The sequence below is a fragment of the Neisseria mucosa genome (genome assembly GCF_003044445.1).
In the GTDB taxonomy this organism is placed as follows: Bacteria; Pseudomonadota; Gammaproteobacteria; order Burkholderiales; family Neisseriaceae; genus Neisseria; species Neisseria mucosa_A.
This window is the reverse complement of the sequence record NZ_POWX01000005.1, coordinates 56,868-83,779: the sequence shown is the minus strand read 5'-3', so window position 1 is coordinate 83,779 and position 26,912 is coordinate 56,868. Positions and strand designations below refer to the sequence as shown.

At 52.9% G+C, this 26,912-nt stretch carries 25 protein-coding genes and 2 pseudogenes; 10 read left to right on the top strand and 17 right to left on the bottom strand.

Going from position 1 to position 26,912, the window contains the following annotated elements; translation table 11 throughout:
• The first annotated feature begins 62 nt into the window (after window positions 1-62).
• Window positions 63-1,361: a tyrosine--tRNA ligase gene (gene tyrS / locus DBY90_RS04435; protein ID WP_070492530.1), complete on the top strand. Its 1,299-nt coding sequence runs from the start codon at window positions 63-65 to the stop codon at window positions 1,359-1,361.
• Between the two features lie 119 nt (window positions 1,362-1,480).
• On the opposite strand, the gene DBY90_RS04430 is transcribed toward tyrS, so the two are convergent.
• The 6 genes and pseudogenes from DBY90_RS04430 to asd form a co-directional block, all read right to left on the bottom strand.
• The gene (locus tag DBY90_RS04430; RefSeq protein ID WP_070492529.1) at window positions 1,481-1,966 is read right to left on the bottom strand and encodes a pilin; all 486 of its coding nucleotides are present in this window, start codon (window positions 1,964-1,966) and stop codon (window positions 1,481-1,483) included.
• Window positions 1,967-2,050: 84 nt separating this feature from the next.
• Window positions 2,051-2,545: an REP-associated tyrosine transposase gene (locus DBY90_RS04425; RefSeq protein ID WP_070492528.1), complete on the bottom strand. Its 495-nt coding sequence runs from the start codon at window positions 2,543-2,545 to the stop codon at window positions 2,051-2,053.
• 344 nt (window positions 2,546-2,889) lie between these two features.
• Window positions 2,890-3,234, bottom strand: coding sequence for a pilin (locus DBY90_RS04420; protein WP_234405101.1), 345 nt, complete (start codon window positions 3,232-3,234; stop codon window positions 2,890-2,892).
• A gap of 47 nt (window positions 3,235-3,281) precedes the next feature.
• Window positions 3,282-3,393 (bottom strand): annotated as a pseudogene (locus DBY90_RS13640) (prepilin-type N-terminal cleavage/methylation domain-containing protein); the annotation flags it as partial.
• 1,091 nt (window positions 3,394-4,484) lie between these two features.
• Window positions 4,485-6,527, bottom strand: a complete 2,043-nt coding sequence (recG, locus tag DBY90_RS04410) for an ATP-dependent DNA helicase RecG (protein ID WP_107986587.1) — start codon at window positions 6,525-6,527, stop codon at window positions 4,485-4,487.
• 348 nt (window positions 6,528-6,875) lie between these two features.
• Entirely contained in the window at window positions 6,876-7,991 is a 1,116-nt protein-coding gene (asd, locus tag DBY90_RS04405) for an aspartate-semialdehyde dehydrogenase (RefSeq protein ID WP_070492507.1), read from the bottom strand.
• 306 nt (window positions 7,992-8,297) lie between these two features.
• Between asd and tsaE the strand changes: the two genes are divergently transcribed.
• The 5 genes from tsaE to DBY90_RS04380 all read left to right on the top strand — a co-directional run bounded on the left by tsaE (window position 8,298) and on the right by DBY90_RS04380 (window position 12,826).
• Window positions 8,298-8,774 (top strand): tRNA (adenosine(37)-N6)-threonylcarbamoyltransferase complex ATPase subunit type 1 TsaE, encoded by a 477-nt coding sequence (tsaE, locus tag DBY90_RS04400; RefSeq protein ID WP_070492508.1) that lies wholly within the window; start codon window positions 8,298-8,300, stop codon window positions 8,772-8,774.
• Window positions 8,756-10,015 (top strand): N-acetylmuramoyl-L-alanine amidase, encoded by a 1,260-nt coding sequence (locus DBY90_RS04395; protein ID WP_070492509.1) that lies wholly within the window; start codon window positions 8,756-8,758, stop codon window positions 10,013-10,015. Before tsaE ends, DBY90_RS04395 begins: the two co-directional genes overlap by 19 nt.
• A 411-nt stretch (window positions 10,016-10,426) precedes the next feature.
• Window positions 10,427-11,962: a sodium-dependent transporter gene (locus DBY90_RS04390; protein ID WP_070492510.1), complete on the top strand. Its 1,536-nt coding sequence runs from the start codon at window positions 10,427-10,429 to the stop codon at window positions 11,960-11,962.
• Complete coding sequence (locus DBY90_RS04385; RefSeq protein ID WP_009311042.1) at window positions 11,959-12,051, top strand: methionine/alanine import family NSS transporter small subunit; 93 nt, start codon at window positions 11,959-11,961, stop codon at window positions 12,049-12,051. Before DBY90_RS04390 ends, DBY90_RS04385 begins: the two co-directional genes overlap by 4 nt.
• 367 nt (window positions 12,052-12,418) lie before the next feature.
• Window positions 12,419-12,826 carry a YMGG-like glycine zipper-containing protein gene (locus tag DBY90_RS04380; protein ID WP_070493441.1) on the top strand — a complete coding sequence of 136 codons (408 nt, stop codon included), beginning with the start codon at window positions 12,419-12,421 and terminating at the stop codon, window positions 12,824-12,826.
• 98 nt (window positions 12,827-12,924) lie between these two features.
• On the opposite strand, the gene smc is transcribed toward DBY90_RS04380, so the two are convergent.
• The 4 genes from smc to DBY90_RS04360 all read right to left on the bottom strand — a co-directional run bounded on the left by smc (window position 12,925) and on the right by DBY90_RS04360 (window position 19,870).
• A complete protein-coding gene (gene smc, locus DBY90_RS04375; RefSeq protein ID WP_107986585.1) occupies window positions 12,925-16,407 on the bottom strand; it encodes a chromosome segregation protein SMC in 3,483 nt (1,160 codons plus the stop codon).
• 127 nt (window positions 16,408-16,534) lie between these two features.
• On the bottom strand, window positions 16,535-18,247 hold the full coding sequence (locus DBY90_RS04370) for a flotillin family protein (RefSeq protein WP_003743659.1): 1,713 nt from the start codon (window positions 18,245-18,247) through the stop codon (window positions 16,535-16,537).
• Between the two features lie 282 nt (window positions 18,248-18,529).
• The gene (locus DBY90_RS04365; RefSeq protein ID WP_107986583.1) at window positions 18,530-19,222 is read right to left on the bottom strand and encodes a transglycosylase; all 693 of its coding nucleotides are present in this window, start codon (window positions 19,220-19,222) and stop codon (window positions 18,530-18,532) included.
• Between the two features lie 84 nt (window positions 19,223-19,306).
• Complete coding sequence (locus DBY90_RS04360; RefSeq protein ID WP_003743664.1) at window positions 19,307-19,870, bottom strand: hypothetical protein; 564 nt, start codon at window positions 19,868-19,870, stop codon at window positions 19,307-19,309.
• A gap of 31 nt (window positions 19,871-19,901) precedes the next feature.
• Between DBY90_RS04360 and DBY90_RS04355 the strand changes: the two are divergent.
• A pseudogene (locus tag DBY90_RS04355) lies at window positions 19,902-20,063 on the top strand (IS5/IS1182 family transposase); the annotation flags it as partial.
• Here DBY90_RS04355 and DBY90_RS04350 read toward each other — a convergent pair.
• The 3 genes from DBY90_RS04350 to DBY90_RS04340 form a co-directional block, all read right to left on the bottom strand.
• Complete coding sequence (locus tag DBY90_RS04350; RefSeq protein WP_003743667.1) at window positions 20,054-20,719, bottom strand: YqiJ family protein; 666 nt, start codon at window positions 20,717-20,719, stop codon at window positions 20,054-20,056. The pseudogene DBY90_RS04355 and the gene DBY90_RS04350 sit on opposite strands and share 10 nt — an antisense overlap.
• 239 nt (window positions 20,720-20,958) lie before the next feature.
• Window positions 20,959-21,441, bottom strand: a complete 483-nt coding sequence (locus tag DBY90_RS04345; protein WP_107986581.1) for an OsmC family protein — start codon at window positions 21,439-21,441, stop codon at window positions 20,959-20,961.
• 67 nt (window positions 21,442-21,508) lie between these two features.
• Window positions 21,509-21,736 carry a hypothetical protein gene (locus tag DBY90_RS04340; protein WP_070865239.1) on the bottom strand — a complete coding sequence of 76 codons (228 nt, stop codon included), beginning with the start codon at window positions 21,734-21,736 and terminating at the stop codon, window positions 21,509-21,511.
• 128 nt (window positions 21,737-21,864) lie between these two features.
• Here DBY90_RS04340 and DBY90_RS04335 point away from each other — a divergent pair, with 128 nt between their 5' ends.
• Together DBY90_RS04335 and DBY90_RS13635 are read left to right on the top strand one after the other, a co-directional pair.
• On the top strand, window positions 21,865-22,209 hold the full coding sequence (locus DBY90_RS04335) for a hypothetical protein (RefSeq protein ID WP_003743670.1): 345 nt from the start codon (window positions 21,865-21,867) through the stop codon (window positions 22,207-22,209).
• Between the two features lie 54 nt (window positions 22,210-22,263).
• Window positions 22,264-22,701, top strand: a complete 438-nt coding sequence (locus DBY90_RS13635; RefSeq protein ID WP_003743671.1) for a PepSY domain-containing protein — start codon at window positions 22,264-22,266, stop codon at window positions 22,699-22,701.
• 98 nt (window positions 22,702-22,799) lie between these two features.
• Here the strand turns inward: DBY90_RS13635 and DBY90_RS04325 are convergent, their stop codons facing one another.
• The 4 genes from DBY90_RS04325 to DBY90_RS04310 are packed head-to-tail and all read right to left on the bottom strand — an operon-like array spanning window position 22,800 to window position 25,166.
• The gene (locus DBY90_RS04325; protein ID WP_070493413.1) at window positions 22,800-23,462 is read right to left on the bottom strand and encodes a PspA/IM30 family protein; all 663 of its coding nucleotides are present in this window, start codon (window positions 23,460-23,462) and stop codon (window positions 22,800-22,802) included.
• A 42-nt stretch (window positions 23,463-23,504) separates the two neighbouring features.
• Entirely contained in the window at window positions 23,505-24,296 is a 792-nt protein-coding gene (locus DBY90_RS04320; RefSeq protein WP_234405099.1) for a hypothetical protein, read from the bottom strand.
• A gap of 52 nt (window positions 24,297-24,348) precedes the next feature.
• Window positions 24,349-24,639, bottom strand: a complete 291-nt coding sequence (locus DBY90_RS04315; RefSeq protein WP_070493410.1) for an NTF2 fold immunity protein — start codon at window positions 24,637-24,639, stop codon at window positions 24,349-24,351.
• A gap of 26 nt (window positions 24,640-24,665) precedes the next feature.
• On the bottom strand, window positions 24,666-25,166 hold the full coding sequence (locus tag DBY90_RS04310) for a hypothetical protein (protein ID WP_070493407.1): 501 nt from the start codon (window positions 25,164-25,166) through the stop codon (window positions 24,666-24,668).
• A 190-nt stretch (window positions 25,167-25,356) separates the two neighbouring features.
• Between DBY90_RS04310 and tldD the strand changes: the two genes are divergently transcribed.
• The gene (tldD, locus tag DBY90_RS04305; protein ID WP_199904692.1) at window positions 25,357-26,853 is read left to right on the top strand and encodes a metalloprotease TldD; all 1,497 of its coding nucleotides are present in this window, start codon (window positions 25,357-25,359) and stop codon (window positions 26,851-26,853) included.
• Window positions 26,854-26,912: the final 59 nt, after the last annotated feature.

Here is a 26,912-nt window from a genome sequence, read left to right as displayed (position 1 = left end):
CTCCCTACCATTTACTTAGCCATTTGGGCACTTTGATTTCACTAGTAATTTGAGAATTTAACATGACCCCCATCATCCAAGACCTACAATCGCGCGGCTTAATCGCGCAAACTACCGACATCGAAGCCTTAGACGCTTTGTTGAACGAACAAAAAATCTCCCTCTACTGCGGTTTCGACCCGACGGCCGACAGCCTGCATATCGGCCACTTGTTGCCCGTGTTGGCATTGCGCCGTTTCCAACAGGCAGGGCATACGCCGATCGCTTTGGTGGGCGGTGCGACCGGTATGATCGGCGATCCTAGCTTCAAAGCGGTAGAGCGCAGCTTGAATTCCGCGGAAACCGTTGCCGGCTGGGTAGAAAGCATCCGCAACCAACTGAAACCGTTTTTGAGCTTTGAAGGCGAAAACGCCGCCATCATGGCGAACAACGCTGACTGGTTCGGCAGCATGAACTGCCTCGATTTCCTGCGCGACATCGGCAAGCATTTCTCCGTCAACGCCATGCTGAACAAGGAATCCGTCAAACAGCGTATCGAGCGCGACGATGTGGGCATTTCCTTCACCGAGTTCGCCTACTCCCTACTGCAAGGCTACGACTTTGCCGAACTGAACAAACGCCATAGCGCGATTTTGGAAATCGGCGGTTCCGACCAATGGGGCAACATCACCGCCGGTATCGACCTGACCCGCCGTCTGAACCAAAAACAAGTATTCGGTCTGACCCTGCCGCTGGTCACCAAATCCGACGGCACCAAATTCGGCAAAACCGAAGGCGGCGCGGTATGGCTGAACGCGAAGAAAACCTCGCCGTATCAGTTCTACCAATTCTGGCTGAAAGTTGCCGATGCCGATGTGTATAAATTCCTGAAATACTTCACCTTCCTATCTATCGAGGAAATCGACGCCATCGAAGCAAAAGACAAAGCCAGCGGCACCAAGCCCGAAGCGCAACGCATCCTCGCCGAAGAAATGACCCGCCTGATTCACGGCGAAGCCGCCCTGCAAGCCGCGCAGCGCATTTCCGAAAGCCTGTTTGCCGAAGACCAAAGCAGCCTGACCGAAGGCGACTTCGAACAGCTCGCCCTCGACGGCCTGCCTGCATTTGAAGTTTCAGACGACCTCAACGTCGTTGAAGCCTTAGTCAAAACCGGCTTGGCCTCGTCCAACAAAGAAGCGCGCGGTTTTGTGAACAGCAAAGCGGTATTGCTCAACGGACAAGCCGCCGAATTGAACAACCCGAACCACGCCGCCGAACGCCCCGACGATGCCTATCTGCTGACCGACGCGCACAAACGCTTCGGCAAATACACCATCGTACGACGCGGCAAACGCAACCACGCGCTCTTGGTTTGGAAATAAGCCTTAAATGACAGAGGTCGTCTGAAAACTTGTTTCAGACGACCTCTTCACTAAAAATATCTTTATAGGCAAAGCCCACACTATATTGTGGCTGCTAATTCAATCTACACACTACACTTCTAACGGCAGCTTGACGGTAGATAAATAGCAGAAATACCGTTGACAGCCGGAGCGGAACATTTCCAACCTCGCACTTCTTTTGCTGTCGCACGCATAAAATCTTTACTGGTTGCCGGAGTAGTCAATTCCGCGTCGGTATAAGGAATCAGTTCAACCTTATTATGCTTCCCCAGTTCGGGGATATTGTGCATGATGGCGGTGATCTTACCGTTTTCGTCGGTATCAACATTAAAGGTCAGATGGGTTGCACCCGTATTTCCACAACTAAACCCGTTGTTGGCAGCAGGAGCGTCGATAAACCCTGACATAGAGGCTTCGGTAACGGCTTCGCGGCATTGCGTCATCATCAACAAACCCTCGCTGACTTTGGCTCGAATGGTATAAGCATGATAAGACGGTAGGGCGACAGCGGCGATAATGCCGATAATGGCAACAACGACCATCAGTTCGATTAGTGTGAAACCTCGGATTGAAGACGTTTTCATTTCGTTCCTAACGTATGTAGTTGATATTTTTCGACGACCTTAAAAATAAAAGTAGGTCGGATTCTCGAATCCGACATTTTCAAACTACTCATCATATTTAATGCTAAAATCTACATTATCTCCACCCCAGTGCTTTGGGTAAATCCCCTGTTTGACATAACGATGAAAAGTAGAAAACGGCCAATCGGAAACCTGAACAACATAGCCATGCTTTACTGGATTAAAATGTAGATAATTGAAATGATGGATAAAGTCCGTTTCATCACGAATGGTATGTTCCCAAAACCTTTTTTGCCAAAGCCTGCTTTCCTTACCGATCAAATATTGGCTGTACCGTTTAATTTGCCGCCAACGTTCTGAATAATCCGCATCATTTTCAGGAAGACGCCAAATCGTATGTAAATGGTCGGGCATCAGCACCCATGCCTCAATTTCAAACGGATACCGCTCCCGAACCGTCATTACCGCCTGCCGCAAAGCCGAACGCACCGTTTCATCAGTCAGGATTTTTTGTCGTTTATCAGTAACCACCGTAAAAAAGTAAGTACCGCCCGTTTGATAAAAGCGTCGGTATCGCATGAATTCCCTTTTTTCAATTAGATTTTTTGTTTTTCAGAAAGATTTTTGTCGGATACCAGTATCCGTATGTCGAAACAGAACAATCCACGTAGATCGGATTCTCGAATCCGACATTCCAATCATTCCCAAATTTTCGCAATGTGTGAAAATCGGTTCTTTTGTCGGATACAAGTATCCGACCTACGTCGAAACCGAACAATCCATGTAGGTCGGATTCTCGAATCCGACATTCCAATCATTCCCAAATTTTTGCAAGGTGTGAACAGCGGCTTTTTTGTCGGATACGAGTATCCGACCTACGTCAAAACCCCGCCCGAGGGCGGGGTTTGCTATTCAAGCCTGAATTAGCGGCAAGAAGCAGGCAGGTATTTGGCTTGGATACCTTTTTCAGTAGGAGCAGCACATTTCCAACCTTTGATACCGCCATTAACCAAAGATTTGCGGTTAAAATCGGCAGCTTCCATGGCGCTAGTCAAATCAGTATCTTTATAAGGAGTGAATGTCAAATTAACATTTGTACCCAGTTGGCTGATGTTTTGAGCCTCTACGTTAATTGCACCAGCCGCAGTAGTTGTAATTGCTTTAACATATTGGGTAGAAGTTGCATCTGTAGTACCGGACTCACCACAACCAAAGCTATTAGCCTTAGTAGGAGTCTCAGCCAAACCGGTTTGAGAAGCTTCGGTAATTGCGGTACGGCATTGGGAAGCAGCCAGTACAACTTCAGATACTTTGGCGCGTGCGGTGTAGTCTTGGTAAGCCGGCAGGGCGATAGCGGCCAGGATACCGATAATTGCTACGACGATCATCAATTCGATCAGGGTGAAACCTTTTTGGATTGCTTTCATTTAATAAACTCCAGTTTAAAAAGTGTTGTGAATAAATTGTTTGTTGTTAAAAAACCGTAATGTGTTTGGCTCTCTTGTTTTATGAGTAAAACCATCAAGTAGAAGGAATATACAGCTTCCCGGTTCGGGCTTCGTTGCTTCGTTTCCTTGCCGGACGTAATGTATCAAGCAGGTGATGTGCCAAGTCTGGATTTTTTTGGATTTTTCGTGAAAATATTTTGTAATTTTATGTTTTTAATAGGTTTAAATTTGTTTTGAGAGATTTTTCTGGCAGATTCGGGCTTTTTTATGACGTAGAATTTTTTGGGGGATATGACGTGTTTTGTCATTTTCGAGAAAAAAAGGGAAACGTTTTATGTCATATGACGTATTTCGTCACTTTCATACCTATTTTAATAATATTGAAATAAATTTGATAAACGGTATAGTTTTTAGACAAGCGGTATTTTGAAGTTTTATATATTTTTAATACGATGATTTTATGTTAATTTTTTATACAAATTTGATAAACGGATTTTAATTCAGATAAACGGTCATACTAAAAAGGTAATTATAGATATTTAGTTTATTTTTGAACGTTTAGTTTGACTAAACCCGTCGTCTGAAAATATGGCTGGTTTCACCGGTAAAACATAAACGCCCTGCCGAGACCAATATTTCTGCAAACCGCATCTGTGGGCAAAGCCCACGCTACAATATAAGCTGATAAGGCAAAAAGGTCGTCTGAAAACTTGTTTCAGACGACCTTTTTTCTAAAAATACCTACATCGATACGGCTTGCTGCATATATCCGATAAGCCGTTAACCTGCCCGCCACTGCAAGCTATTTCTCCAATGTCCAAAATGTCGGATTCAAGAATCTGACTTACATCACTTGCGGGTATCTGCAAGCGGCTGCCGTAGCGTGGGCTTTGCACGCGAGAATATATAGAGACCTGCCGCAACTGACATTTCTGCAAACTGCATCCGTGGGCAAAGTCCATACTGCGGTAATCGTTGAATATTTCTGAAAATCAGAGGTCTGGATTCCCGCCTGCGCGGGAATGACGGCACGGTTGGCAGGGATATAGAGTGTGTTTTTTCAGACGACCTCACACGCCCAAATACCCTTCCCTGCTGGCAAGCCATCTTGCCAGATGCGCTTCGACGATTTCGGGGTTTTGTTCAATCAGCAAAGGGGCGATTTCGCGCGCTTGTTCCAAGAGGTGCAGGTCTTCTTCGAGGTTGGCGAAGCGCAGCATGGGGACGCCGCTTTGGCGCGCGCCGAGAAATTCGCCGGGGCCGCGGATATTGAGGTCTTGGCGGGCGATTTCGAAGCCGTCGGTGTGTTCGTAGATGACTTTCAGCCGCGCTTTGGCAAGTTCGCTCAAAGGTTCGGCAAACAGGAGGACGCACACGCTTTCTGCCGCGCCACGCCCTACCCGCCCGCGTAATTGGTGCAGCTGCGCCAAGCCCATGCGCTCGGCGTGTTCGATCACCATCAGGGCGGCGTTGGGCACATCTACGCCGACTTCGATGACGGTGGTGGCGACCAAGACGTTCAGACGGCCTGCGGCAAACTGAGCCATGACTTCGGCTTTTTCGGCGGCCTTCATGCGCCCGTGTACCAAGCCGATGTTGAGTTCGGGCAAGGCTGCCTGAAGCTGCTCTAAGGTTTCGGTAGCGGTTTGCAGTTGCAGGGTTTCGCTTTCTTCAATCAGCGGGCAGACCCAGTATGCCTGCTGCCCTTTGCGGCAGATGTTGAGGACGAAGCCTTCGACTTCGGCGCGGCGGACGTTGTTGACGAGGCGGGTTTTAATCGGGGTGCGCCCGGGCGGCAACTCGTCGATGACGGACACGTCCAAGTCGGCGAAGAAACTCATGGCGAGCGTGCGCGGGATGGGCGTGGCGGACATCATCAACTGGTGGACGTCGCGCCCTTTGTTTTTGAGGGCGAGGCGTTGGGCGACGCCGAAGCGGTGCTGTTCGTCCACAATCACCAAGCCCAGATTTTGGAACTCGACGTCGTCTGAAAATAGGGCGTGCGTGCCGACGGCGATTTTGACGGTGCCGTCGGCGAGTTTGGCTTTGGCTTCGTCTTTGGCTTTTTTGCGCTGGCTGCCGGAGAGCCAGACGACTTCGAGTCCTAACGGTTCGAGCCATTGTTTGAACTTGATGAAATGCTGTTCGGCAAGGATTTCGGTCGGCGCCATCACGGCCGCCTGCGCGCCGGATTCGATGGCGGTCAGGGCGGACAAGGCGGCGACGATGGTTTTGCCGCTGCCGACATCGCCTTGCAGCAGGCGGTGCATAGGGTGGGTTTGCGCCATATCGCGGCGGATTTCGGACACGACCCTTTCTTGTGCATCGGTCAGGGCAAACGGCAAGGCGTGGCGCAGGGCTTGGGTCAACGTGCCGTCGCCGCCCAATGCCGCCGCCGTGCCGCTGACGCGCTTCTGCCGCGCCAGCCGCATGGAAAGCTGTTGCGCCAAAAGTTCGTCGAATTTGAGCCGCTGCCATGCTGGCAACGCGCCGTCGGAAAGCTGGTGGATGGTAAAACTCGGTGGCGGCGAATGCAAAAGGCGCAGACTTTCGGCGAGGTGCGGCAGTTTCAGACGACCCAATAAGGCATCGGGCAGCGTGTCGTGCAGCGGCGTAACGTCCAACGCCGTCTGAATGATGCGGCGCAAAGTGGGCTGGTTCAAGCCGTTTACAGTCGGATAAATCGGCGTGAGGCTTTCCGCCAAACCGCTGCTCTCCGCATCGCGGATTTTGGGATGAATCATCTCGTCGCCGTAAAACCCGTGTTTGATTTCGCCCACGGCGCGGATGCGTTTGCCGGCCGCCATCTGTTTCTGATGGCTGGCGTAAAAGTGGATAAAGCGCAGAAAAAGGACGCTACCGGAATCGTCGGCGATTTGGACAATCAGCTGCTTGCGCGGTTTGAACGTTACTTCCTGATGGATAACTTCGCCCTCGACCTGACACGGTACGCCGATCGGCGCATCCTTAATCGGCATGATGTGCGTCTCATCCTCGTAACGCAGCGGCAAATGCAAAACCAAATCCCATGCGGTATGGAGGTTGAGTTTGTCGAGCTTCTTGGCGGAAACGTCGGTGATTTTGAGCTGTTTCTGGGTTTCGGGCGTCATCATGGCTTTGTCCTTTAATGGCGCGTATTTTAGCTGAAAATGTAAGAAGGGGTCGTCTGAAAGGACGTTCAGACGACCTTGGAGGCATTGCACAGGTAGAGTTTGAAAATTTATTCATGCCGTCGTTCCCACGCGGGAGGGAATCTCGATTTCGGAGCTTCAGAAAGATTTACAAAATTGCCATGATGTCAAATTTCTAGATTTCCGCCTGCGCGGGAATGACGGCATAAGGTTTCTATGTAAATCACTTTAAACCGTTAAATTCAAAAATCCGTCCACCCCTGCTACTTTCAGACGACCTTGATAAAAAAGCAACGGATAAACCGTTGCTTTTTGTTTGAACTGCGAATCTTACAAACTGCCCAACACGATGCGCAATACGCGGCGCAGAGGTTCGGCTGCACCCCACAAGAGCTGGTCGCCGACGGTAAACGCGCTGATGTATTCGCCGCCCATGCCCAGTTTGCGGATGCGTCCGACGGGGACGGACAGTGTACCGGTAACTTTTGCAGGGGTCAGCTCGTGGATGCTGGCTTCTTTTTCGTTGGGGATGACTTTTACCCAGTCGTTCGCGCCTGCCAAAATCGCTTCGATTTCGGAAACAGGCAGGTCTTTTTTCAGTTTCAGGGTGATGGCTTGGCTGTGGCAGCGCATAGAGCCAATGCGGACGCACAAGCCGTCGATTACGGTCGGATTGTCGCTGCGGCCGAGGATTTTGTTGGTTTCCACGCCGCCTTTCCATTCTTCTTTGGACTGGCCGTTGCCCAAATCCACGTCAATCCACGGAATCAGGCTGCCGGCGAGCGGTACGCCGAAGTTGGCTTTCGGATAGTCTTCGCTGCGCAGGAAATCGGACACTTTGCGGTCGATGTCGAGAATCGCGCTGGAAGGATCGGCAAGCTCGTCCGCTACTTTGGCGTGAATCGCACCCATGCCGCTGATGAGTTCGCGCATGTTTTTCGCGCCTGCACCGGATGCGGCTTGGTAGGTCATGCTGGTCGCCCATTCGACCAAATCGTTTTGGAACAGGCCGCCCAGCGCCATCAGCATCAGGGAAACGGTGCAGTTGCCGCCAATGTAGTTTTTCACGCCGTTTTTGAGGCCGTTGTCGATGACGTTGCGGTTGACAGGGTCGAGGACGATAATCGCGTCGTCTTTCATGCGCAGGGAGGACGCCGCATCAATCCAGTAGCCGTTCCAGCCGCTGTCGCGCAGGGGTTGGAACACGGATTTGGTGTAATCGCCGCCTTGGCAGGTCACGATAATGTCCATTTTCGCCAGTTCGGCAACGTCGTTCGCGTCCAATAATGTTTTAGCTGCCTGACCGAAATCAGGTGCCGCGCCGCCGACGTTGGAAGTGGTGAAGAAGAACGCTTCGGGAATGTGGGCGAAGTCGTTTTCTTCTTGCATACGCTGCATCAAAACCGAACCGACCATGCCGCGCCAGCCGACGAAACCTACTTTCATGTTGAGCTCCTTAGGGGGAAATTGTTAACAAATTTCTGAATATGAGAAAGGAAGAGTTTTAAACCTGTTTGAGGCAAATGTAAAGTTTTTTATAGTGAACGTACTTTAAATCGAAAAAGCCGTGGATTTAAAGATTGGACATAAAATTGTCGTATAAAGGTTAATTAATAAATAGCAAAGCAGCATTCACAAGCAAAAACCGGTTAAATATGGAACATCTTTATCTAACTTTATCCTCCCTTATGTTTGCAAATGCCCGTAAATACAGCATAATTAAGGTTTTTAGAACACGATAAGGCTGATTTCATGAGCGACGGCGCATCCCTTTCCCGCCAGCTTCCCGACGAAGAGTCCACACTCAAGCTGGGCGGGGGTTGGGCAAAATCGCTGCGCGCGCCATTGGTCATCCATCTGCAAGGCGATTTGGGTGCGGGAAAAACCACGTTCACGCGCGGCATCCTGCGCGGACTCGGACACACCGGCGCGGTCAAAAGCCCGACCTACGCCATCGTCGAATCCTACCCGCTGGAAGCGTTCATGCTCCATCATTTCGACCTCTACCGCTTTGCCTCGCCCGAAGAATGGGAAGATGCGGGTCTGGACGACCTGTTCTCCCCTGACAGCGTCTGCATCATCGAATGGCCGCAACAGGGCGGCGCGTTCACTCCGCCCGCAGACATCACCGTATCCCTGAATCACGCCGCGCAGGGCAGGACCTGCACCGCTACCGCACACACCGCCAACGGACAAAAAAGTTTAGAAGCATGGTTAAATTCAAACTGACACGAAGACAAGTCGTCCGCCAAACTGCCGGACTGTTGTTCACCCTCACGCCGATTGCCTCCGCCCTCGCCAAAGCCGCGCCGCCTGCCCAATTCGTCGCCGCCCGTATTTGGCCTTCGCACGCCTATACCCGTATCACCATCGAAAGCTCGCGCGCGCTGCAATATCAGCATTTCGCTTTGGAAAACCCCGGCAGGCTCGTCGTCGACATCCAAAATGCCAACATCAACAGCGTCCTGCAAGGCATTTCCGGCAAAGTCCTGCCCGACGACCCCTATATCCGCAGCATCCGCGCCGGACAAAACACCCCGACGACCGTACGCGTCGTGATCGACCTCAAGCAAAACGCCCATCCGCAAGTCTTCTCGCTTGCCCCTGTCGGCGGCTTTAAAAACCGCCTCGTGATCGACCTTTATCCGCACGGTGTCGATGCCAACGACCCGATGATGGCGCTGCTCAACGGCAATCCGCCGAACCGCATGCAAACGCAACGTCCTGCCGAGCGCACGAACATTGCCCAAGACGCGCCTGCGCGTTCCAACCGCGGCGGTCGCCGTCCTGTCGTCATGATAGACCCCGGTCATGGCGGCGAAGACCCCGGCGCGATCGGTCCGAGCGGCTTGAAAGAGAAAAACGTCGTCCTCTCCATCGCCCGCGAAGCCAAAAAACGCCTCGAAGGCATAGGCTACACCGTTTACATGACGCGCAACGAAGACATCTTCATCCCGTTAGGCGTGCGCGTTGCCAAAGCCCGCGCCCGCAATGCCGACGTGTTCGTCTCCATCCACGCCGACGCCTTCACCAGCCCGTCGGCGCGCGGTACCGGCGTGTATATGCTCAACACCAAAGGTGCGACCAGCTCCGCCGCCAAATTTCTCGCCCAAACCCAAAACAACGCCGACGCCATCGGCGGCGTCCTTAAAAGCGGCAACCGCAGCGTCGATAACACCATTCTCGACATGACCCAAACCGCTACCATGCGCGACAGCCGCATACTCGGACATTCCGTCCTGACCGAATTGGGCAAACTCAACCAACTCCACAAAGGCCGCGTTGACGAAGCCAACTTCGCCGTCCTGCGCGCGCCCGACATCCCGTCCATCCTCGTTGAAACCGCCTTCCTGTCCAACCCGACCGAAGAGCGGCTGCTCGGCAGCGATTCCTTCCGCCGCCAATGCGCCGATGCTATTGCCACCGGCATCCAAAAATACGTCAACAACGCCGTATTGCGCAGGGGGTAAACCGAGTTCGTTGGAAAAGATAAAAGGTCGTCTGAAACTTTGAAATCGGTTTTCAGACGACCTTTTATTTTTTACGTCATTCCTTAAAAAGGAATGTGTATTCGGATTCATACCGAATTGCGCAACAAGCCCTAACGCCAAAAACAATAACGTCTACATCCGGCAAACTCACCCCGCCCTTGGGCAATGCAAGGTTGTCTGAAATTCCCAGAGCTGCCCGAAACGCAACTTAAATCTGTTTCCCACTTGCCAAGCCTGTTAAATTTTTTTACGATACAGCCATAGATTGTAAACAAAAGGTCACAAGCCGATTGTTTTTTCAGACGACATTACCCCTGTCAGACCTCATTTCTATAACCGTAAGCCGCCAAGCGGCTGTTTTCATACCACATCAAAGCAAGAGGTATCAAAGTGTCTGATTCCAAAACAAACGAACGCGCGACGTTTAACAACCGCCGCGCGTTTATGGTTGCCGCCATCGGCTCTGCCGTCGGCTTGGGCAACATTTGGCGTTTCCCCTACATCGCCTTCGAAAACGGCGGCGGCGCATTTCTCCTCCCTTATCTGGTCGCGCTCTTGACTGCGGGCATCCCGCTGCTGCTGCTTGACTACGCCATCGGCCACCGCTACCGCGGCTCCGCTCCGCTGGCTTTCCGCCGTCTCGGCCGCTGGTTTGAGCCTGTGGGCTGGTGGAACGTCATGACCAACGTCATCATCTGTATCTACTACGCGGTCATCATCGGCTGGTCGGCAAGCTATGCCTACTACTCGCTGAACGCCGCATGGGGCGCAGATCCGCAGGCGTTTTTCTTTAAAGACTTTTTGAACATGGCAGGTCCTGAAGCCTTTGGCTTGGATTTTGTCGGCAAAGTCGTCGGCCCGCTGATCGGCGTATGGCTGTTTACCTGCATCATCATGGCTTTAGGCGTACAAAAAGGCGTGGCGGGTGCATCTTCGTTCTTCATGCCGCTGCTTTTGATTATGTTCATCATAATGGTCGGCATCTCGCTGACGCTGCCGGGCGCGGCTAAGGGCTTGGACGCGCTGTTTACGCCCGACTGGTCGAAACTTGCCGATCCGAAAGTCTGGGTTGCCGCATACGGTCAGATTTTCTTCTCGCTCTCCATCTGTTTCGGCATCATGGTGACTTACTCTTCCTACCTGAAGAAAAAAACCGACTTGGGCGGTACCGGCTTGGTTGTCGGCTTTGCCAACAGCAGCTTTGAATTGCTTGCCGGGATCGGCGTATTCGCCGCACTGGGCTTTATGGCGCAAGCCAAAGGACAAGCCGTCAGCGAAGTGGCTTCCAGCGGCATCGGTTTGGCTTTCATCGCCTTCCCGACCATCATCAACCAAGCTCCGATGGGGGCGCTGATCGGCGTATTATTCTTCGGTTCGCTGGTATTCGCAGGCATTACCTCGATGATTTCCATCGTCGAGGTCATCGTTGCCGCCATTCAGGACAAATTGAACATCGGCCGCGTCAACTCCACCCTGCTTGTCTGCATTCCGATGGGCATTATCTCCACCCTGCTCTTCGGCACGACCACCGGCCTGCCCGTTTTGGACGTCTTGGACAAATTCGTCAACACCTACGGCATCGTCGCTGTCGGCTTTGTTTATGTATTGGCCATCGTCGCCCTGCGCAAACTGCCCGAGCTGCGCAACCACCTGAACGCACTCTCCTCCGTCCGCGTCGGCACGATTTGGACTGCCTGCGTCATCTTTACCGTTGCCATGCTCGGCTATATGTTGTACCAAGACACAATCGGCCTGCTTAAAGAGAACTACTCGAACTATCCCGACGATTTCCTCAATATCTTCGGCTGGGGTATGTCGATCGGTCTGATTGTCATCGCCGTGTTGCTGTCGCTTCTGCCTTGGAAACATGGTCAAAACTTCAACGTCAAAGACGAACACGAACATGAACAAGGAGACCAAGAATGAGTACCTCAGCCATCGTTATGATGATTATCGCACTCGTCGTCATCTGGGGCGGATTCATTCTGTCCGTATGGCGGCTGCCTGAAGAATAGGCTTTTTCAAATAAGTGTTGCAGACACCGCACAGGTCGTCTGAAAACCCGACGCCCCGAAACCGTATTGTCGCTTCGGGGCGTTTTGTTACCGCCAAATCCAATATATAGTGGATTATATTTAAATCAGGACAAGGCGACGAAGCCGCAGACAGTACAGATAGTACGGCAAGGCGAGGCAACGACGTACTGGTTTAAAGTTAATCCACTATAGTTAATACTTCCAATCTATCAACCAAGCAATCGCGCCTCAACAAACAACATTTGTTTACGCTAATTTTCTACAGAAAAATGAACAGCGAACAAAAGAATGACTATAATGCTGACCATTCTCCGGCACCTGCCGTGTTTCACGAAAGGACGAAACAATGACTATGAAACCACTTATGGCGGTATTGCTCGCCGCCAGCCTCAGCCTCCCCTCCATCAATGCGGAAGCTAGGGGCACTGATAACCAAAGAAAAGCTACCCTTATCGGTGCAGCAGCAGGCGCAGCTTTAGGCGGACTATTGGGTAACGATGAACAAAGCGCGTTCATCGGCGCGGTAGCAGGTGGTTTGGCAGGTAATGCCTACGCCTATCGAAATAAAAAAATGAACCAGAAAGACAACGACAGCTATTGGTACGACCGCCGTTACCACGACTACCGCTACGATCGTGATGGTTACGACTATGACGATCCTTACTACCGTGAGGCACGCTACAAAAGACATAAACACCACTATCGTAAATACCGCGACTGGTACAATGATTACTACGATTACAACGATGATTAAACACGCAGCCTGTATATCTTAAAAAAGGTCGTCTGAAAATACACTTTCAGACGACCTTTCCTATTTCAAATTCAAACAAGCAAAACTCCACCACTTCATCACGGCTCCGCCATTTCCAACGCCTGCTTGATGTCCACGGCGACGACGCGCGAGACGCCTTTTTCCTGCATGGTTACTCCGACGAGCTGTTCCGCCATTTCCATGGTCAGGCGGTTGTGGGAGATGTAGAGGAACTGGGTTTGCGCCGACATTTCTTTGACCAGGTTGCAGAAACGCGAGGTGTTGGCGTCGTCCAGCGGGGCGTCGACTTCGTCCAGAAGGCAGAAGGGGGCGGGGTTGAGGCTGAACAGAGCGAACACGAGGCTCATGGCGGTGAGGGCTTTTTCGCCGCCGGAAAGGAGGTGGATGGTGCTGTTTTTCTTGCCGGGCGGGCGCGCCATGATGGACACGCCGGCGGTCAGGAGGTCGTCGCCTATCATTTTGAGGGTGGCTTCGCCGCCGCCGAACAGGGTCGGGAAGAAGGTTTGGACTTTGCCGTTGACGGCGTCGAAGGTTTCTTTGAAGCGCGCTTTGGTTTTGTCGTCGATTTGGGCGATGGCTTCTTCCAAAAGGGTAATGGCTGCCTGCACGTCTTCGCTTTGGCTGCGGTAGTAGCCGTCGCGTTCGCGCGCTTCTTCGAGTTCTTGCAGAGCAGCGAGGTTGACGGCGCCGAGGGCTTCGATTTGCTGGGTGAGGCTGCCGATGCTGCTGTTCAATACTTTTGGCGATTCTTTCGCCAACGCTTCGAGCGCGTCCAAATCGGCGGCGCGTTCGGTCAGGTTTTGATGGTAGCGTTTGGCGTTAATCAGGGCTTCCTGCTGCTGCAACAGGGCGGTTTGGGTGGCTGCCTGAAGCTGCGGCAGCTTGGTTTGCAGGGTTTGTACGCGGGCGTATTGTTCCCTGCCCTGTTCCTGAATCTGCGCGAGTTTGTCCCGCACGGCGATGTATTCTTCGTCCAGCGTGTGCACGGCTTCGGTCAGCTCATCGAGCTTGATGTGCTGCTCGTCGTTTTGGAACTCGGTTTCATAGGCGAGGGCAAGCTCTTGCTGGCGTTCCTGCCAGTCTAGGGTTTGCTGCTCGAGTCGGACGATTTGCTGTTGGTAGTTTTGTTTTTGCTGGTTGAGCTTGTGGACGGCGACTTCGGCAAGCCCGTATTGGCGGTTGGCTTCCAGCAGGGCAAGCTGCGCCTGTTTCAGACGGCCTTGCTGCTCTTGGCGGTTGTGCGCGGTAGTTTGCTGTTGGTGTTCGAGTTCGGCGGCGGCTTCCTGCAAAGTAGCGATGTCGTCTGAAAGCCCGTCGGACGTGTGTTGCAACACGGTCTGTTCTTCCGCCAACTGCGCCAGTTCGCGCTCGATGTGTTCGCGGCGGATTTGCCCTTGGTTGGTGCGCGCTAAAAGTTCGGCGGCGCGTTGCTGCGCTTGACTGTATTGGCGCGTGTGCTGCTGTTGCTGCTGCATCAGGTTTTTGTGCTGCGTTTCAGATGAGCGCACGGCGGCCTCCGCCTGTTTGAACGCGGCTTCGGCGGCGGAAAGTTCGGGGGCGAGGTTTTCCAGTTCGGACGCGATGCCGTCGAGACGGGCTTTTTGGGCAATCAGGCTTTCCTGCGCGGGTTTGGCATAGAGCAGGACGCTGACTTTGTCGACCTGATGGCCTTCGGGCGTGAGCCAGATTTGGTGTGCGCCCAAATCGCTTTGATGCGCGAGGGCGTAGCTCAAATCGGGCGCGCACAATACGCCGTCAAGCCAGTGGTGCAACGCCGTCTGAAACGGCGGCTGCGCTTGGATTTGGTTCAGCAATGCCTGTACGGGCAGGGATTTTTTGATGCCGCCGGAGAGGTCGTCTGAAAGCCATGCCGCCTGCCCCTGCGGCAAAGGCGCGGGCGGAACGAAGCCGTGCGGCACGCTACGGGCGTGCAGACGTTCGGCAAGGAGGACGGACAAGGCGTGCTGCCACTCGGCGGGCGCGGTGATGTGTTGCCATAGTTGCGGTGCGGCGGCGTGGTCGGTTGCCTGCCAGAAGTCGGCGGCTTCCTGCTGTTGCGACAGGATTTGCGACAACGCCTGCTGCTGCGCCTGCAAGGTGATGTGTTGCTGCTTCAGGCTTTGGAAGCGGTTTGAGTCCGTCTGAAACGCCTCGCGGGCGGCGTGTAAGGCTTCTTCGGCGGCGATGATTTGTTCTTCGTAATGCTCTTGCTGGCTTTGCAACAAGGCGGCGGCTTCCTGCGCGGCGGCGGTTTCGGCTTCGTCGGGCAGGTTCAGGGCTTGGTTTTCCTGTTTCAGACGACCTTTGCGCTCTTCGTGCTTGGCAATCGTTTGTTCGGCATGGGCAAGCTGCTGCTGCTTTAACGCCAGTTCGCGGCGGATGCGGTTTGCCTCGTCCTGCTGGATTTGGAAGGCGGCGTTGAGCGTGGCTTGTGCTTCTTCCAATTCGGGCAGACGCTCTTCGTGTTCGGCAACCTGCATCGCCCATTCCGCCAATTCGGTTTGCTTTTCTTCGGCCTGCAACTCGTTTTCTTCAAGCTGCACGCGGATTTGCTGCTGCTCCTGATGGATGCGCTGCATCTGCGCCTGTGCTGCCTGCTTGTCGCGTTCGATGCGTTGGTGCAGGTTTTGCTGATGGCGGATTTGTTCTTCCAAACGGGCAATCTGCTCGCGCAACACGCCGCGTTTGTTGCTCAATTCGTGTACCGCCTGCTGCTGCGCCTGTTCGGCAGTCTGCAAGGCGTGTACTTCGTCGTTTAACGCCTGAACCTGCGCGGCGGTTTCGTCCTGCTGCGCCTGCAAAGACTGATGCTGCGCGGTCGCTTTGTCGGCGGCGGCAAGCGATTGCTGCCATTGGGCGTAATCGAGCAAATCCTGTTGTTGGTTCAACTGCGCGGTCAGGGATTTGTAGCGTTCAGCGGTTTCCGCTTGTTTTTCCAGCTTTTCCACCTGACGCGCCAATTCGTTCTGCAAATCACCCAAACGCTGCAAATGCTCGCGCGTGTCTTTCAGACGACCTTCCGTCTCCTTGCGGCGTTCCTTATATTTGGACACGCCCGCCGCCTCCTCGATATAGGCGCGCAACTCCTCCGGCCGCGCTTCGATGATACGCGAGATCATCCCCTGCTCGATAACGGCATAACCGCGCGCGCCCACTCCCGTACCCAAGAACAAATCGGTAATATCGCGGCGGCGCACAGTCTGATTGTTGATGAAATAAGTCGATTCACCCTGCCGCGTCAGCTGCCGCTTGATGCTCACTTCGGCATACTGCCCCCACGCGCCCTGCAAACTGTGGTCGCTGTTGTCAAACACCAGCTCCACCGAAGCCCTCGGCGCAGGACGGCGCGTCGCCGCACCGTTAAAAATCACGTCCTGCATACTCTCGCCGCGAAGCTGCTTCGCCGAAGCCTCACCCAACACCCAGCGCACCGCGTCAATCACATTCGACTTGCCGCAGCCGTTCGGCCCGATAACCGCAACAAGCTGCCCCGGAACATGAATCGTGGTCGGGTCGGTAAAAGATTTGAAGCCGGAGAGTTTGATGTGGGTCAGGCGCATGGGATAAGGACGGGGAGAAAAAATAAAGTGGGATTTTATACTAAAACATCTGACAAAAGGTCGTCTGAAACCCTGTTTCGGGTTTCAGACGACCTTTGCTTTTGAACCTTCTTTACGAAGAAGCGGCTTATTCTTTGCCGATGCCTTTATCCAGCCCCTGCGTCAGACCGTTGATGTCGCCGCCGTTCAGACCCAATTCTTTCAAGAGGCCGTCAACCAGCGGGGCTTGGCTGCGGTAGCGCAGGGCGCTGTTGACCATTTGGTCGGCGAGGCTGGCTTGTGTGGTTTGACCGTCCGATACGCCTTCGGAGCCGTTGGCAGCACCGCTGAATCCGCCCAAGCCGTTGACTTGCAGAATCTTGATATCGTCGATGTTTTCCATCGGGCGCACGGATTCGCGGATGATGTCGGGCAGGTGTTTCAAGAGGGCGAGGCGCACTTGCATTTCGACTTGCTCGACGCTCAGGACGTTGGCGGCTTCGTTCACGGCACGGGTACCTTCGGCATCGACTTTGTATTGCTGCTCTTGCGCTTGTGCCAACAGGACTTTGGCATCGGCTTCGCCTTTGGCTTGCAGGCGTTGTTTCTCCGCTTCGGCTTCGGCGGCGATGCGCACGGCTTCGGCGCGGTCTTGCGCGGCTTGTTTCTCGGCTTCGGCGGCAACGGTGAGCGAGATCGCGTCTTTTTGCGCGGCTTCTTCGGCGGCAATCAGTTCGACCGCTTTGGCACGCTCGGCGCGTTCGGTTTCGCGTACGGTAATCACGCTCTCTTCTTCACGCACGGCGGCGGCGCGGGCTTTGTCTGCCTCGGCTTTGGCTTCGGATTCGGCACGCGATTTCTCGGCAACGGCGATGGCGCGGTCTTGTTCGGCAAGCTCGATGGCTTTGCGGCGTTCGACCTCCGCCTGCTCGACAGCTTGGGCTTTGCGGATGTCTTCGTTTTTAATGTCGCGTTCGGCGGCGATGCGTTTCAAATCCACTTCGCGTTCGGCAGCGATTTTGGCTTCTTCCGCCTCGCGTTTTTTCTGCGCTTCCTGCTCGGCGATACTGGCTTCCTGTTCGGCACGGCGCACGGCGATTTCGCGTTCTTGTTCGAGTTTGGCGTATTCTTCTTCGCGCGATATTTTCAGGCGTTGCTGCTCGGCTTCGAGGTTTTTGGTTTTAATCGCCAAATCAGTGTCTTGTTCGATTTCGTTACGTTTTTTGCGGCGGCCTTCGATGGTTTCGGTCAGTTTGGTCAGACCTTCCGCGTCAAACGCATTTTGCGGGTTGAAAAACTCGAAGCTGGTCTGGTCGAGGCCGGTCAGGGAGACGGTTTCGAGTTCGAGACCGTTTTTAAACAAATCTTCGCTCACGACTTGTTGCACTTTCTGAACGAAATCAACACGTTTTTCGTGCAGCTCTTCCATCGCCATTTCGGCGGCGACGGCGCGCAGGGCATCGACGAATTTACCTTCGACGAGGTCTTTCAATTCGTCGGGCGACATGGTTTTCATACCCAGCGTTTGTGCGGCGGTGGCAATGCTTTCTGCGCTGGGTTTGACGCGGACGTAAAATTCCGCCATCACATCGACGCGCATCCGGTCGCGGGTAATCAACGCCTGCTGCGCCGCGCGGCGCACTTCGAGACGCAATGTGTTCATGTTGACGGGGATGATTTCGTGCAGCACGGGCAGCACCATCGCACCGCCGTTCATGATGACTTTTTCGCCGCCAAAACCGGTGCGGACGAAGGAGACTTCTTTGCTGGCGCGGCGGTACAGGCGGGTGAGGATAAGGCCGAGTACAAACAGCGCGACGAGTATGACGCCGGCGATGATGCCGATGGAAACTAAGTTCATGGGTTTTCCTTTCTTGTTGTCGATATACCCTTGAGGGGCGTGGTTTCAGACGGTTTTTTTAGGGTTTGGGGTCGTCTGAAAAAGTTAAAAATCTGCGGTGGGCGATAATTGCGCACCATTTCTGTTTTTTGCAAGCCATAGCGTGGGCTTTGCCCGCAAAACCTACTGCCGTTCGAATCAAACGATCATCCGAGCTGTTTGCCTCGTGGGCGAAGCCCACGCTACGGACTTGGTTATCTAAATAGGCATCATGTCGAATTACATCGGAGACGGATATCTGACCTACCACGTTTTCTGTTGTTGTGCATATTTTTGGAACAATTTTGCCAACCCATTCCAGCAGTAATATGCAGCACATCCCGACAGTACGGTTAGGATGAAGATAAAGCAGAAAGTAGCAGGCTCAATTCCTTCAGGCAATGCCATTTGGCGCAGAAGCGCATACAGGCAGAGCAAGATGGTTGCCGACCATAACAGTGCAAAAATAAAGCTCCATATCAGCCGCCATACCGTTGCACGGACTTCGGTATTTTTCCGTAGCCGGTAATCGGCAATCAGCCGTTTACCGCGCAAATATGCAGACACGCCCGCCAAGCCGCTAAAAATCAGGCAAAAAACCACCAATCCTATGTTTTGTTTATCGAAAATGATGCTTGCAAAAAATAAGGCGAAAAATGTTTCAAGCGTCCATATTGCCCAATGAATGGCGGGGTAGCGGATTTGCGGGTTTTCAGACGACCTGAACCAGCCTGTCAGTCGTCCGCCGAAATAGATACCGTACCACGCCCCTGCCGACAATAAGGCGACGAGTATCAGATTTGCAGGTTCATTGCCCACTCTGGTCAGACCATACAAAGCCGTTACACCCGACAGAAACGCGGCAAGCCACAATATTAAGACCGCTGTCCGTTTCAGCCATAATGCTGCCGGGTTGGATTTTTCCAAACTTGGCTCGTTGTTAAGAGAGTTATCCATACAAATTTGTTTTCCTGATTATTGTTTTGTGTTTTATCAATATTCTTGTGTGTTTCTTTTTTCGCAGTCTGATAGCTGGGTATCTTACCTTGAATTCCACTGCCAACCTGTTAATTCAATAAATGCGTTTTGGGAAGCTGTTGTACAAATATTGTGTCTTCCTAAGCCCAGCAGCCCGCCGATTAATGTTGTTCCTTTGCGTTCGGTAATCAGACTGACTCCGACGATGTCCCGTATATGGTTAAACTTCCTGTAAGCCCCGTCATGTCCGCCTTGATAACGGATGCGTCCGAATGCACCGTAAATAATCAATTTTTCGCGATCAATATAAATCGATTTCCGGGTCGTCAGCCCGCACCACCAACGTTCCGCACGCCACAACCACCATAGCGTGAATACAATAGCCAGCAGCCAAGTCATGTTGCTTGAAAGCGATAGATCCATCCATTTCACTATCTTCAGCCAGAGGCCGCCCACGCCGATGAGACCGAACAAGAAAGCAACCAAGGGTTGAAACAACAAACCTCTAAATAACGAATGTTTAAACAGCAGCCCGTCGCCGACAGCGATAACCCCTCGCGGCAGCTTGTTTTTCAACGCTTCGATGCGGGATTGCATATCGCGCTCAGGCTGCGCCAAATGATCCATATCTATCCCCGTTTTGTTTTTCTAATCTGATAAAAATGACGGTTCATTGCAAACTGACGTTTATAGTGGATTAAATTTAAATCAGGACAAGGCGACGAAGCCGCAGACAGTACAGATAGTACGGCAAGACAAGGCAACGCCGTACTGGTTTAAATTCAATCCACTATATCTTTTCAGACGACCTCAATCCACCAAACTCCCGCTCGGATTCAAAATCGCCTTAAACGTATTTCCCTTCAGCGACACCAGCAACACCGCGTCGCCCTGTTTCAACACTTCGTCGGAATCCGGTTCCGCCATCACATAATGCTGCTGCCCGTACACATCCTTCACCCGCACCTGCGCTGCGCTGCCTGCCCGCGCCTCGCCCAGCACCACTGTGCCGATGCGTCCGATCAGGCTTTCCTGCGAAACGGCGGTGGTTTCGTCTTTGGGCATGATTTTGTACAGTCCGCCTGCGGTCAGGCGCACCAGCGGCAGCGAGAGGAACCATACGGCGACTGCCGCCAGCCATCCGTTCAGATAGCTACCGAACACGGCGGCAAAGGTCGTCTGAAACAGGTAGCCCGTCAGCCCGTACACGGCAAGGAACACGACCATCAGCATCAACACCGGCACGCGACCGACATACAGCCAGCTCAGAAACCTGACGAACACGCCCGCGTCCGCTGCATCCAGCCCGACTTCGGCGTGCGCGGTTTCGGTCAGGCTGTCGGGCAGCAGGTTGTCCAGCCAGTCGCTGATGCCGCCCGCCAGCATGGAGATGACTTCCAACACGCCGAGTAAAACCATCAGCGCTATGGCGATGCCGAAGATTTCCGTTTCGGGGGCGTTGATTAAATTCCACATATTCCGTTCCTTGTTCTGTCAACTTTCAGACGACCTTAAATAGACTGCTTGCGAAAATTTGAATGTTTGATTGTCGTCATTCCCGCGCAGGCGGGAATCCAGAAGTTTGAGATGACGGCAATCTTCAAATAATACTTCTAGAATCGAGGTCTGGATTCCCGCCTGCGCGGGAATGACGGCATTAGGTATGCCTTATTTGAATTTGACCTATCCGTGCATCCCAAACAGACATTCGGTTTTCAGACGACCTCTTTGCTCTCAATCTCGGCGCGGCATTCAATCGGAAAGTTGACCGAGTTGGCGATGAAACACAGGCGGTGCGCTTCGTGATGCAGTTCCAAAGCCTTGGCGCGGTCGCTTCCTGCGGCGATGGTAACGCGCGGCTTCAACACGGCAGAGACGAAACGCCCCGCGTTCCCATTCCCGCCTTCGTCCATCACCGCTTCGGCGTGATCGGTGTAGGCGGTAACGCAAATGCCCGCGTCGGCACACAGGTGCAGGTACCATAGTTTGTGGCAGGCAGAAACGGCGGCCAACAGCATTTCTTCCGGGTTCCAGCGATCTGCATCGCCGCGGAAAGCAGGGTCGGCGGAACCGTGCAGGTCGGGCTTACCCTCGGCGGAAACGGTAAAGTTGCGCAAATAAGCGGTGTAGGATGATGTGCCTTCGCCGAGATTGCCCGTCCATGTTGTCGCGGTGCGGTAGGTGTGTTTTTTGCTCATTTTGACATTCCTTTCAATTATTTACTGTTCGCGGCAATAAGACCGTATCAGCCTTAAAACGTCGGTTCTATTCGAGCCAGAAATAGGCAGATACGCCAGCTGTTACGCTGATGCCCAGCCACAGCAGGATTTTGGTTTCCGCCCATACGTCATCCCAATACCGCCCCCGAAGCGCGCTGAAAATGTCGGGAGTGCAATAGAATTCGACGCATTCGACAAATTCTTCCCAATCCTTAAACATCACAAAGTAAAGCAATACGGCGGTTAGCAAGCCGATCAAAATGGCAAAAATCATCAAATTCCCCTATTTTTCAGACGACCTGTGCGTATCGTAAAGAAAGGTCGTCTGAAACTGCTCCTAACTTTTCCCTAAGTCCTGCGTGTTTAAATGTCTATACCGACAACAGACGCAAAGGGAACGAAATGAAACATTCTCAGTCGCAATATACAAAACCGTCCAAACCGCTTTTGAAAAAATTGCTGCTTCCTGTCGCCGCTGTTTGCGCCATTTTTCTTGCAGCAGAAGGTTTCGACCTTTACGAAGACTACGCCCAATACCGCATGGAGACAGACCCCGCGTTCGCGCAACACCACGACCGCGCTTTGTCTATCCTGCACAGCAGAGGCTACGAAGTCCACGATTCCGACACCGACCTGCATTGGGCAAGACCCGTTTTGGAATTTGAGGCCTACAAAGGCAGCTTGGAATACAAAATCGTGATGTCTTATCCCGATTTGAACATTCTCGTAGAACGCGTTGATTTATAATCCGCTTCCGAATATTCTTGATTTGACTTACCCCACGTCCCGAAAGGATACGACATGAAAAAACTCTTACCGGTATTACTCTTAGGCAGTATCGCACTGACCGCTTGTGCCGCCCCTTATCCTTACGACTATTACGATGACGACTATCGTACCGACCGCTACGAGCAGCGTTATGACCGTTACGACGACCGCTATGATGACCGTTATGAGCGCGATTACGACCGTTATGACGACTACCGTTACCGCGACGGCAAGTATTACGATGACGACTACATCGAACACCAAATTTACAGCGATCCGTCTTTCGAGCAAAAACGCGCACAAGTCATGCGGATTCTCGAACGACGCGGCTACCAAGTTCACGAAATCGAAGCCGATGACCGCCGCGGCCGCCCCGTATTGAAAGCCGAAGCCTTCAAAAACGGACGCGAATACGACATCGTTTTCTCATGGCCGGATTTACGCATCATCAGCGAACGTATCGACTACTGATTCGATTAATCCGTTCCGCCATACGCCGCAAGGATAAGCTCCGCGCGGCGTTTTTCTTTTCAGACGACCCTTTCTGATAAAGAAGGTCGTCTGAAAACTTATTTTCCAGCCTTCAACGCTGCCAATCGTTCAGCAATACGGTTGTTGCGGCTCAAATCTTCCAATTCCTTCAATTTTTCCAACTGCGCCGCATCGGTACTGCTGTGTACCGCGTTTTGACGACCCATCACGCGGTCGAAGGCGTTGCCGCTTTTTTCGGCATCACGGGCGATGCGGTTGAGGTCGCTGCCGCCTGCCGCTTTGCCTGCGCCCGCGCTTTGCTGCGCGGCGCGCCAGTCTTGCAACTGCTGCTGCATCTCGCGTTTTTTCGCCTGCAAGGCGGCGATAAAGCCCTCAAGCTCTTTCTCCTGCGCGGCACAGTCGGCGATGGTGTTTTCCAAAACAGGCAGACGCGCTTCGATGTCCATTTGTTCGGCGATACCCGCCTCGGCAAGATCGTCGCGCCCCGCCGCTACGGCAGCTTGCAGGTTGGCATCGATGGCTTCGTGGCGGTTGCTCTCGTCCGCCATTTTCTTGGCTGCGAGGTGTTTCTGCGCCAACACTTTGCCCAACTCGGCACGCACTTCGTCCACCGCCCGCTCGATTTCGCGGATGCTCTCGTTCATTGCCGCCTCAGGCACAAGGTTTTCCGCCGCATCAATCAGGGCATGAAAACCGCCGCTTACCAGACGGCCCACTCTGCGGGATAGGGTTTCGCTCATTTGGATTTTCCTTTCTTTATAAAATCATGAGAAATATTGTGTTTAGCCGGCATTCGATTGTGCCAACCAGTCGTAACATTGCTCCCATGACAATGTTTCGTTTTCGTCTTCTTTGCCTTCCAGCAGGGCTTGTTCTAAAGCTCGTCTGAATGTGGTGCGGGTATTCGGGTGGGTAAACCAAGCCGACAGTCGGGCAGCGAATTGCGTTCTATTCGGACAATGCTCGGGTAGATAGCAGACTTTGTACCAATCCGGCTCGTTGCTGCCATACGGAATCTCTAAATACAAGTCGACAAATTCGCGTAAAGCTGCCGTTTTATCCGCCTGTTCCGTCCAAACTGCCAGCAGTTCGTCAACAACATCCAATCCGGCGAATTGAAACATATTAAGCCAAACGACCAAGCAGCCTTCGTAGCGGGGCGCGGTCAGTTGCGAGTCAAACCAAGCGGCGGCGAAACGTTTTAACCAATCGATTTCTTCTTTTGTCCAGCATTCGGGGAAATCGCAACGCAACTTATCGAGCAACGTTTCATCAAGCGATCGGACATCTTCCTCGTTGACCAAAGCCTGCAAAATACGCGGCAGGAAATGTTTCATGTCGAGAGCCGTCGCAGCTCCTTTGTCCAAAGGCACGCTGCCCAAATACGCCTGCAACATATCGGTAGGAATCTCGCGCAACGGATATTCCAACAACGCCTGTTGGAAATCTTCGGGAGAACAACTGTTGCAAGTGCAGATATTCAGCGGGAAGCGCACACTGTAAGGTGCAAATAATTCATATGCTTCTGCTATCCATTTTTCCATCAGTTTGCCTCTGTCTTTGATGTCCGACATGAATGTTTAGGAATGAGAGGGAAGGGGATTTCAGACGACCTCAAACCTTACACTACTTGCTATGCGTGATTTCTTCCAGCTGACCGTTTGCTCTGATAACGGCGCGGAAATTGCCGCCCAATGCTTTAGGTGGCTTGCCGCTGATAATCCAATGTTCCCGGTCTTTTTTCACCCGATATGGCTTTTGCGCTTGAGCGGTTTCTTTACCGTAATGCTGCGTCACATAAATTTCGGTCAGCCGCAGGACTTGCTGCTCGGTAACAGGTTGTGCGCCGCCGTCTGCGCTCGCAGCCAAAGAGGGATAGATGAACATACCGGTAAGCAGCCAATGATAGATTTTCATTTGTCAGTCAGCCTTCCATTTACGCCCTAAACCTCGCCCGCCTGCTGCACAATCTTCGCCAGTTTCAAAGTGTTTTCAAGCTGTTGCAGCACGGTATCGTCGTATGCCGCGCCTTTGCCGGTTACGGCGAGCTGCAAGATGCTGTCGGTCAGGCGGACGATGCGCCACATCAGTTCGCGTTCATATTTTTTCAAACTGTCGAGGTCGGCTTCTTCAGGCAGGTCGGCGGCAAGCGTCGCGCCCAAGTCGGGCAGTTGTTCAAACAAGCGCGCCACGATATGCGAATGCACACCCGCCTGCTTTTCTGCGTACAGAACATCATGTTTCGCCGCTTGGAAAAACTGCTCCTGCGCCGTCAGCGCAGAACCGTAATCGCGCGTCTGCGTATGCGCCAAACGCGCCTGCTTGAGCAGCTCGCGGATTTTTTCAGACGGCGTATTCGCGCCTTCGATTTTTAATTCAGCAATAAAATCAGCGTCTTCCTGAGTAATTCTCACGCTGACTGGGATACGGTTTGTTGCACTCATATTCGTTTGATTTGTTTTGTATTCATTTGAATACAAATGTACAGCATGAAATGACAATATGCAATATTCAAAACAGTTTAATTATGTAAATACCGACCCATCTGAGAAACCATTCCTATCCGCCCCTTATTTTCAGACGACCCTAACCACTTATAAATACAAACAATCGACATATCCAAAGCCATAACAAATGCCGTATAATCAAGCCCCAAGTTTATCTAGCCCTGAAGGTCGTCTGAAAACCATGCACTCAACTTACGCTACCGTACAGCGCGATTTGCTCGAAGCCAATCACCTTTCCCCTGAGCTGCTCGCCAAAAGCCTGAGCATCATCGGCGCGCATCACGTCGATTACGCCGACATTTACTGCCAGCGCACTGCTTTTGAGAGTTGGCATTTGGAAGAGGGCATCGTCAAATCGGGCAGTTTTCAAATCGATCAGGGGGTGGGCGTGCGCGCTGTTTCAGGTGAAAAAACCGCTTTTGCCTATGCGGATAGTTTGTGTATCGATTCGATCAACCGTTCCGCCCAAGCCGTCCGCGTTATCGGTGCGGCAGGCGGCGAAGCTTCTGTCAAAGCACCGTCCGTTGCACACGGCAAATCCGTTCATGCGACGCTGAGTCCCATTATCGGTCTTGATTCTGCCGCCAAAGTTGCCTTATTGAACAAAGTGGAAACGCTTGCCAAAGCCGCCGACCCGCGCATTGTGCAAGTGATGGCGGGACTGACCTGCGAATACGACATGATTTACATCGCCCGCCTCGACGGCAGACACGCTGCCGACATCCGTCCGATGGTGCGCCTGAACGTTACCGTCATCGCCAAACAGGGCGACAGGCGCGAACAGGGCAGCGCAGGTGGTGGCGGACGCTACGACTTGGCTTATTTCGATGAAACTTTGGTGCGGCAGTTTATCGATTCAGCCGTCAAACAAGCCCTGATTAATCTTGAATCCCGCCCTGCACCCGCAGGCGAAATGACCGTCGTTTTGGGCAACGGCTGGCCGGGTGTGTTGTTGCACGAAGCCGTCGGACATGGCTTGGAAGGCGATTTCAACCGCAAAGAAACCAGCGTCTTCTCAGGTAGGATCGGCGAGCGCGTTGCCGCCAAAGGCGTTACCGTCGTTGACCAAGGCGACATTGCTGACAGGCGCGGCTCGCTCAATATCGACGACGAAGGCAACGAAACGCGCCGCACCGTATTGATTGAAGACGGCATCTTGGTCGGTTATATGCAGGACGAAACCAATGCCCGCCTGATGGGTACGCAATCCACCGGCAACGGTCGCCGCGAAAGTTACGCCTCCGCCCCTATGCCGCGCATGACCAATACTTTTATGGAAAACGGCGGCTACGAACCCGACGAAATCATCGCGTCCATCGATAAAGGCATTTACGCCGTCAACTTCGGCGGCGGACAGGTGGACATCACCAGCGGCAAATTCGTCTTCAGCGCATCCGAAGCGTGGTGGGTCGAAGGTGGCAAACTGCAATATCCCGTCAAAGGCGCAACCATCATCGGCAACGGCCCTGAAGTGTTGAAACATGTTTCCATGATAGGCAACGATACTGCGTTGGATAGCGGTGTCGGCGTGTGCGGTAAAGACGGGCAGAGCGTTCCTGTCGGCGTCGGACAACCGACCTTGCGGATTGATTCGGGACTGACCGTCGGTGGTAGCGAGATTTAAGGCAGGCAGAAAAGTCAAACGTCGTCTGAAAACTGTATTGAGGGTTTTCAGACGACGTT

Bases quoted from the DNA above. Each gene is read 5' to 3' on its own strand.
- tyrS (WP_070492530.1), top strand. From the start codon at position 63: ATGACCCCCATCATCCAAGACCTACAATCGCGCGGCTTAATCGCGCAA.
- DBY90_RS04430 (WP_070492529.1), bottom strand. From the start codon at position 1,966: ATGAAAACGTCTTCAATCCGAGGTTTCACACTAATCGAACTGATGGTC.
- DBY90_RS04425 (WP_070492528.1), bottom strand. From the start codon at position 2,545: ATGCGATACCGACGCTTTTATCAAACGGGCGGTACTTACTTTTTTACG.
- recG (WP_107986587.1), bottom strand. From the start codon at position 6,527: ATGATGACGCCCGAAACCCAGAAACAGCTCAAAATCACCGACGTTTCC.
- asd (WP_070492507.1), bottom strand. From the start codon at position 7,991: ATGAAAGTAGGTTTCGTCGGCTGGCGCGGCATGGTCGGTTCGGTTTTG.
- tsaE (WP_070492508.1), top strand. From the start codon at position 8,298: ATGAGCGACGGCGCATCCCTTTCCCGCCAGCTTCCCGACGAAGAGTCC.
- DBY90_RS04395 (WP_070492509.1), top strand. From the start codon at position 8,756: ATGGTTAAATTCAAACTGACACGAAGACAAGTCGTCCGCCAAACTGCC.
- DBY90_RS04385 (WP_009311042.1), top strand. From the start codon at position 11,959: ATGAGTACCTCAGCCATCGTTATGATGATTATCGCACTCGTCGTCATC.
- DBY90_RS04380 (WP_070493441.1), top strand. From the start codon at position 12,419: ATGACTATGAAACCACTTATGGCGGTATTGCTCGCCGCCAGCCTCAGC.
- smc (WP_107986585.1), bottom strand. From the start codon at position 16,407: ATGCGCCTGACCCACATCAAACTCTCCGGCTTCAAATCTTTTACCGAC.
- DBY90_RS04370 (WP_003743659.1), bottom strand. From the start codon at position 18,247: ATGAACTTAGTTTCCATCGGCATCATCGCCGGCGTCATACTCGTCGCG.
- DBY90_RS04365 (WP_107986583.1), bottom strand. From the start codon at position 19,222: ATGGATAACTCTCTTAACAACGAGCCAAGTTTGGAAAAATCCAACCCG.
- DBY90_RS04360 (WP_003743664.1), bottom strand. From the start codon at position 19,870: ATGGATCATTTGGCGCAGCCTGAGCGCGATATGCAATCCCGCATCGAA.
- DBY90_RS04350 (WP_003743667.1), bottom strand. From the start codon at position 20,719: ATGTGGAATTTAATCAACGCCCCCGAAACGGAAATCTTCGGCATCGCC.
- DBY90_RS04345 (WP_107986581.1), bottom strand. From the start codon at position 21,441: ATGAGCAAAAAACACACCTACCGCACCGCGACAACATGGACGGGCAAT.
- DBY90_RS04340 (WP_070865239.1), bottom strand. From the start codon at position 21,736: ATGATTTTTGCCATTTTGATCGGCTTGCTAACCGCCGTATTGCTTTAC.
- DBY90_RS04335 (WP_003743670.1), top strand. From the start codon at position 21,865: ATGAAACATTCTCAGTCGCAATATACAAAACCGTCCAAACCGCTTTTG.
- DBY90_RS13635 (WP_003743671.1), top strand. From the start codon at position 22,264: ATGAAAAAACTCTTACCGGTATTACTCTTAGGCAGTATCGCACTGACC.
- DBY90_RS04325 (WP_070493413.1), bottom strand. From the start codon at position 23,462: ATGAGCGAAACCCTATCCCGCAGAGTGGGCCGTCTGGTAAGCGGCGGT.
- DBY90_RS04320 (WP_234405099.1), bottom strand. From the start codon at position 24,296: ATGTCGGACATCAAAGACAGAGGCAAACTGATGGAAAAATGGATAGCA.
- DBY90_RS04315 (WP_070493410.1), bottom strand. From the start codon at position 24,639: ATGAAAATCTATCATTGGCTGCTTACCGGTATGTTCATCTATCCCTCT.
- DBY90_RS04310 (WP_070493407.1), bottom strand. From the start codon at position 25,166: ATGAGTGCAACAAACCGTATCCCAGTCAGCGTGAGAATTACTCAGGAA.
- tldD (WP_199904692.1), top strand. From the start codon at position 25,357: ATGCCGTATAATCAAGCCCCAAGTTTATCTAGCCCTGAAGGTCGTCTG.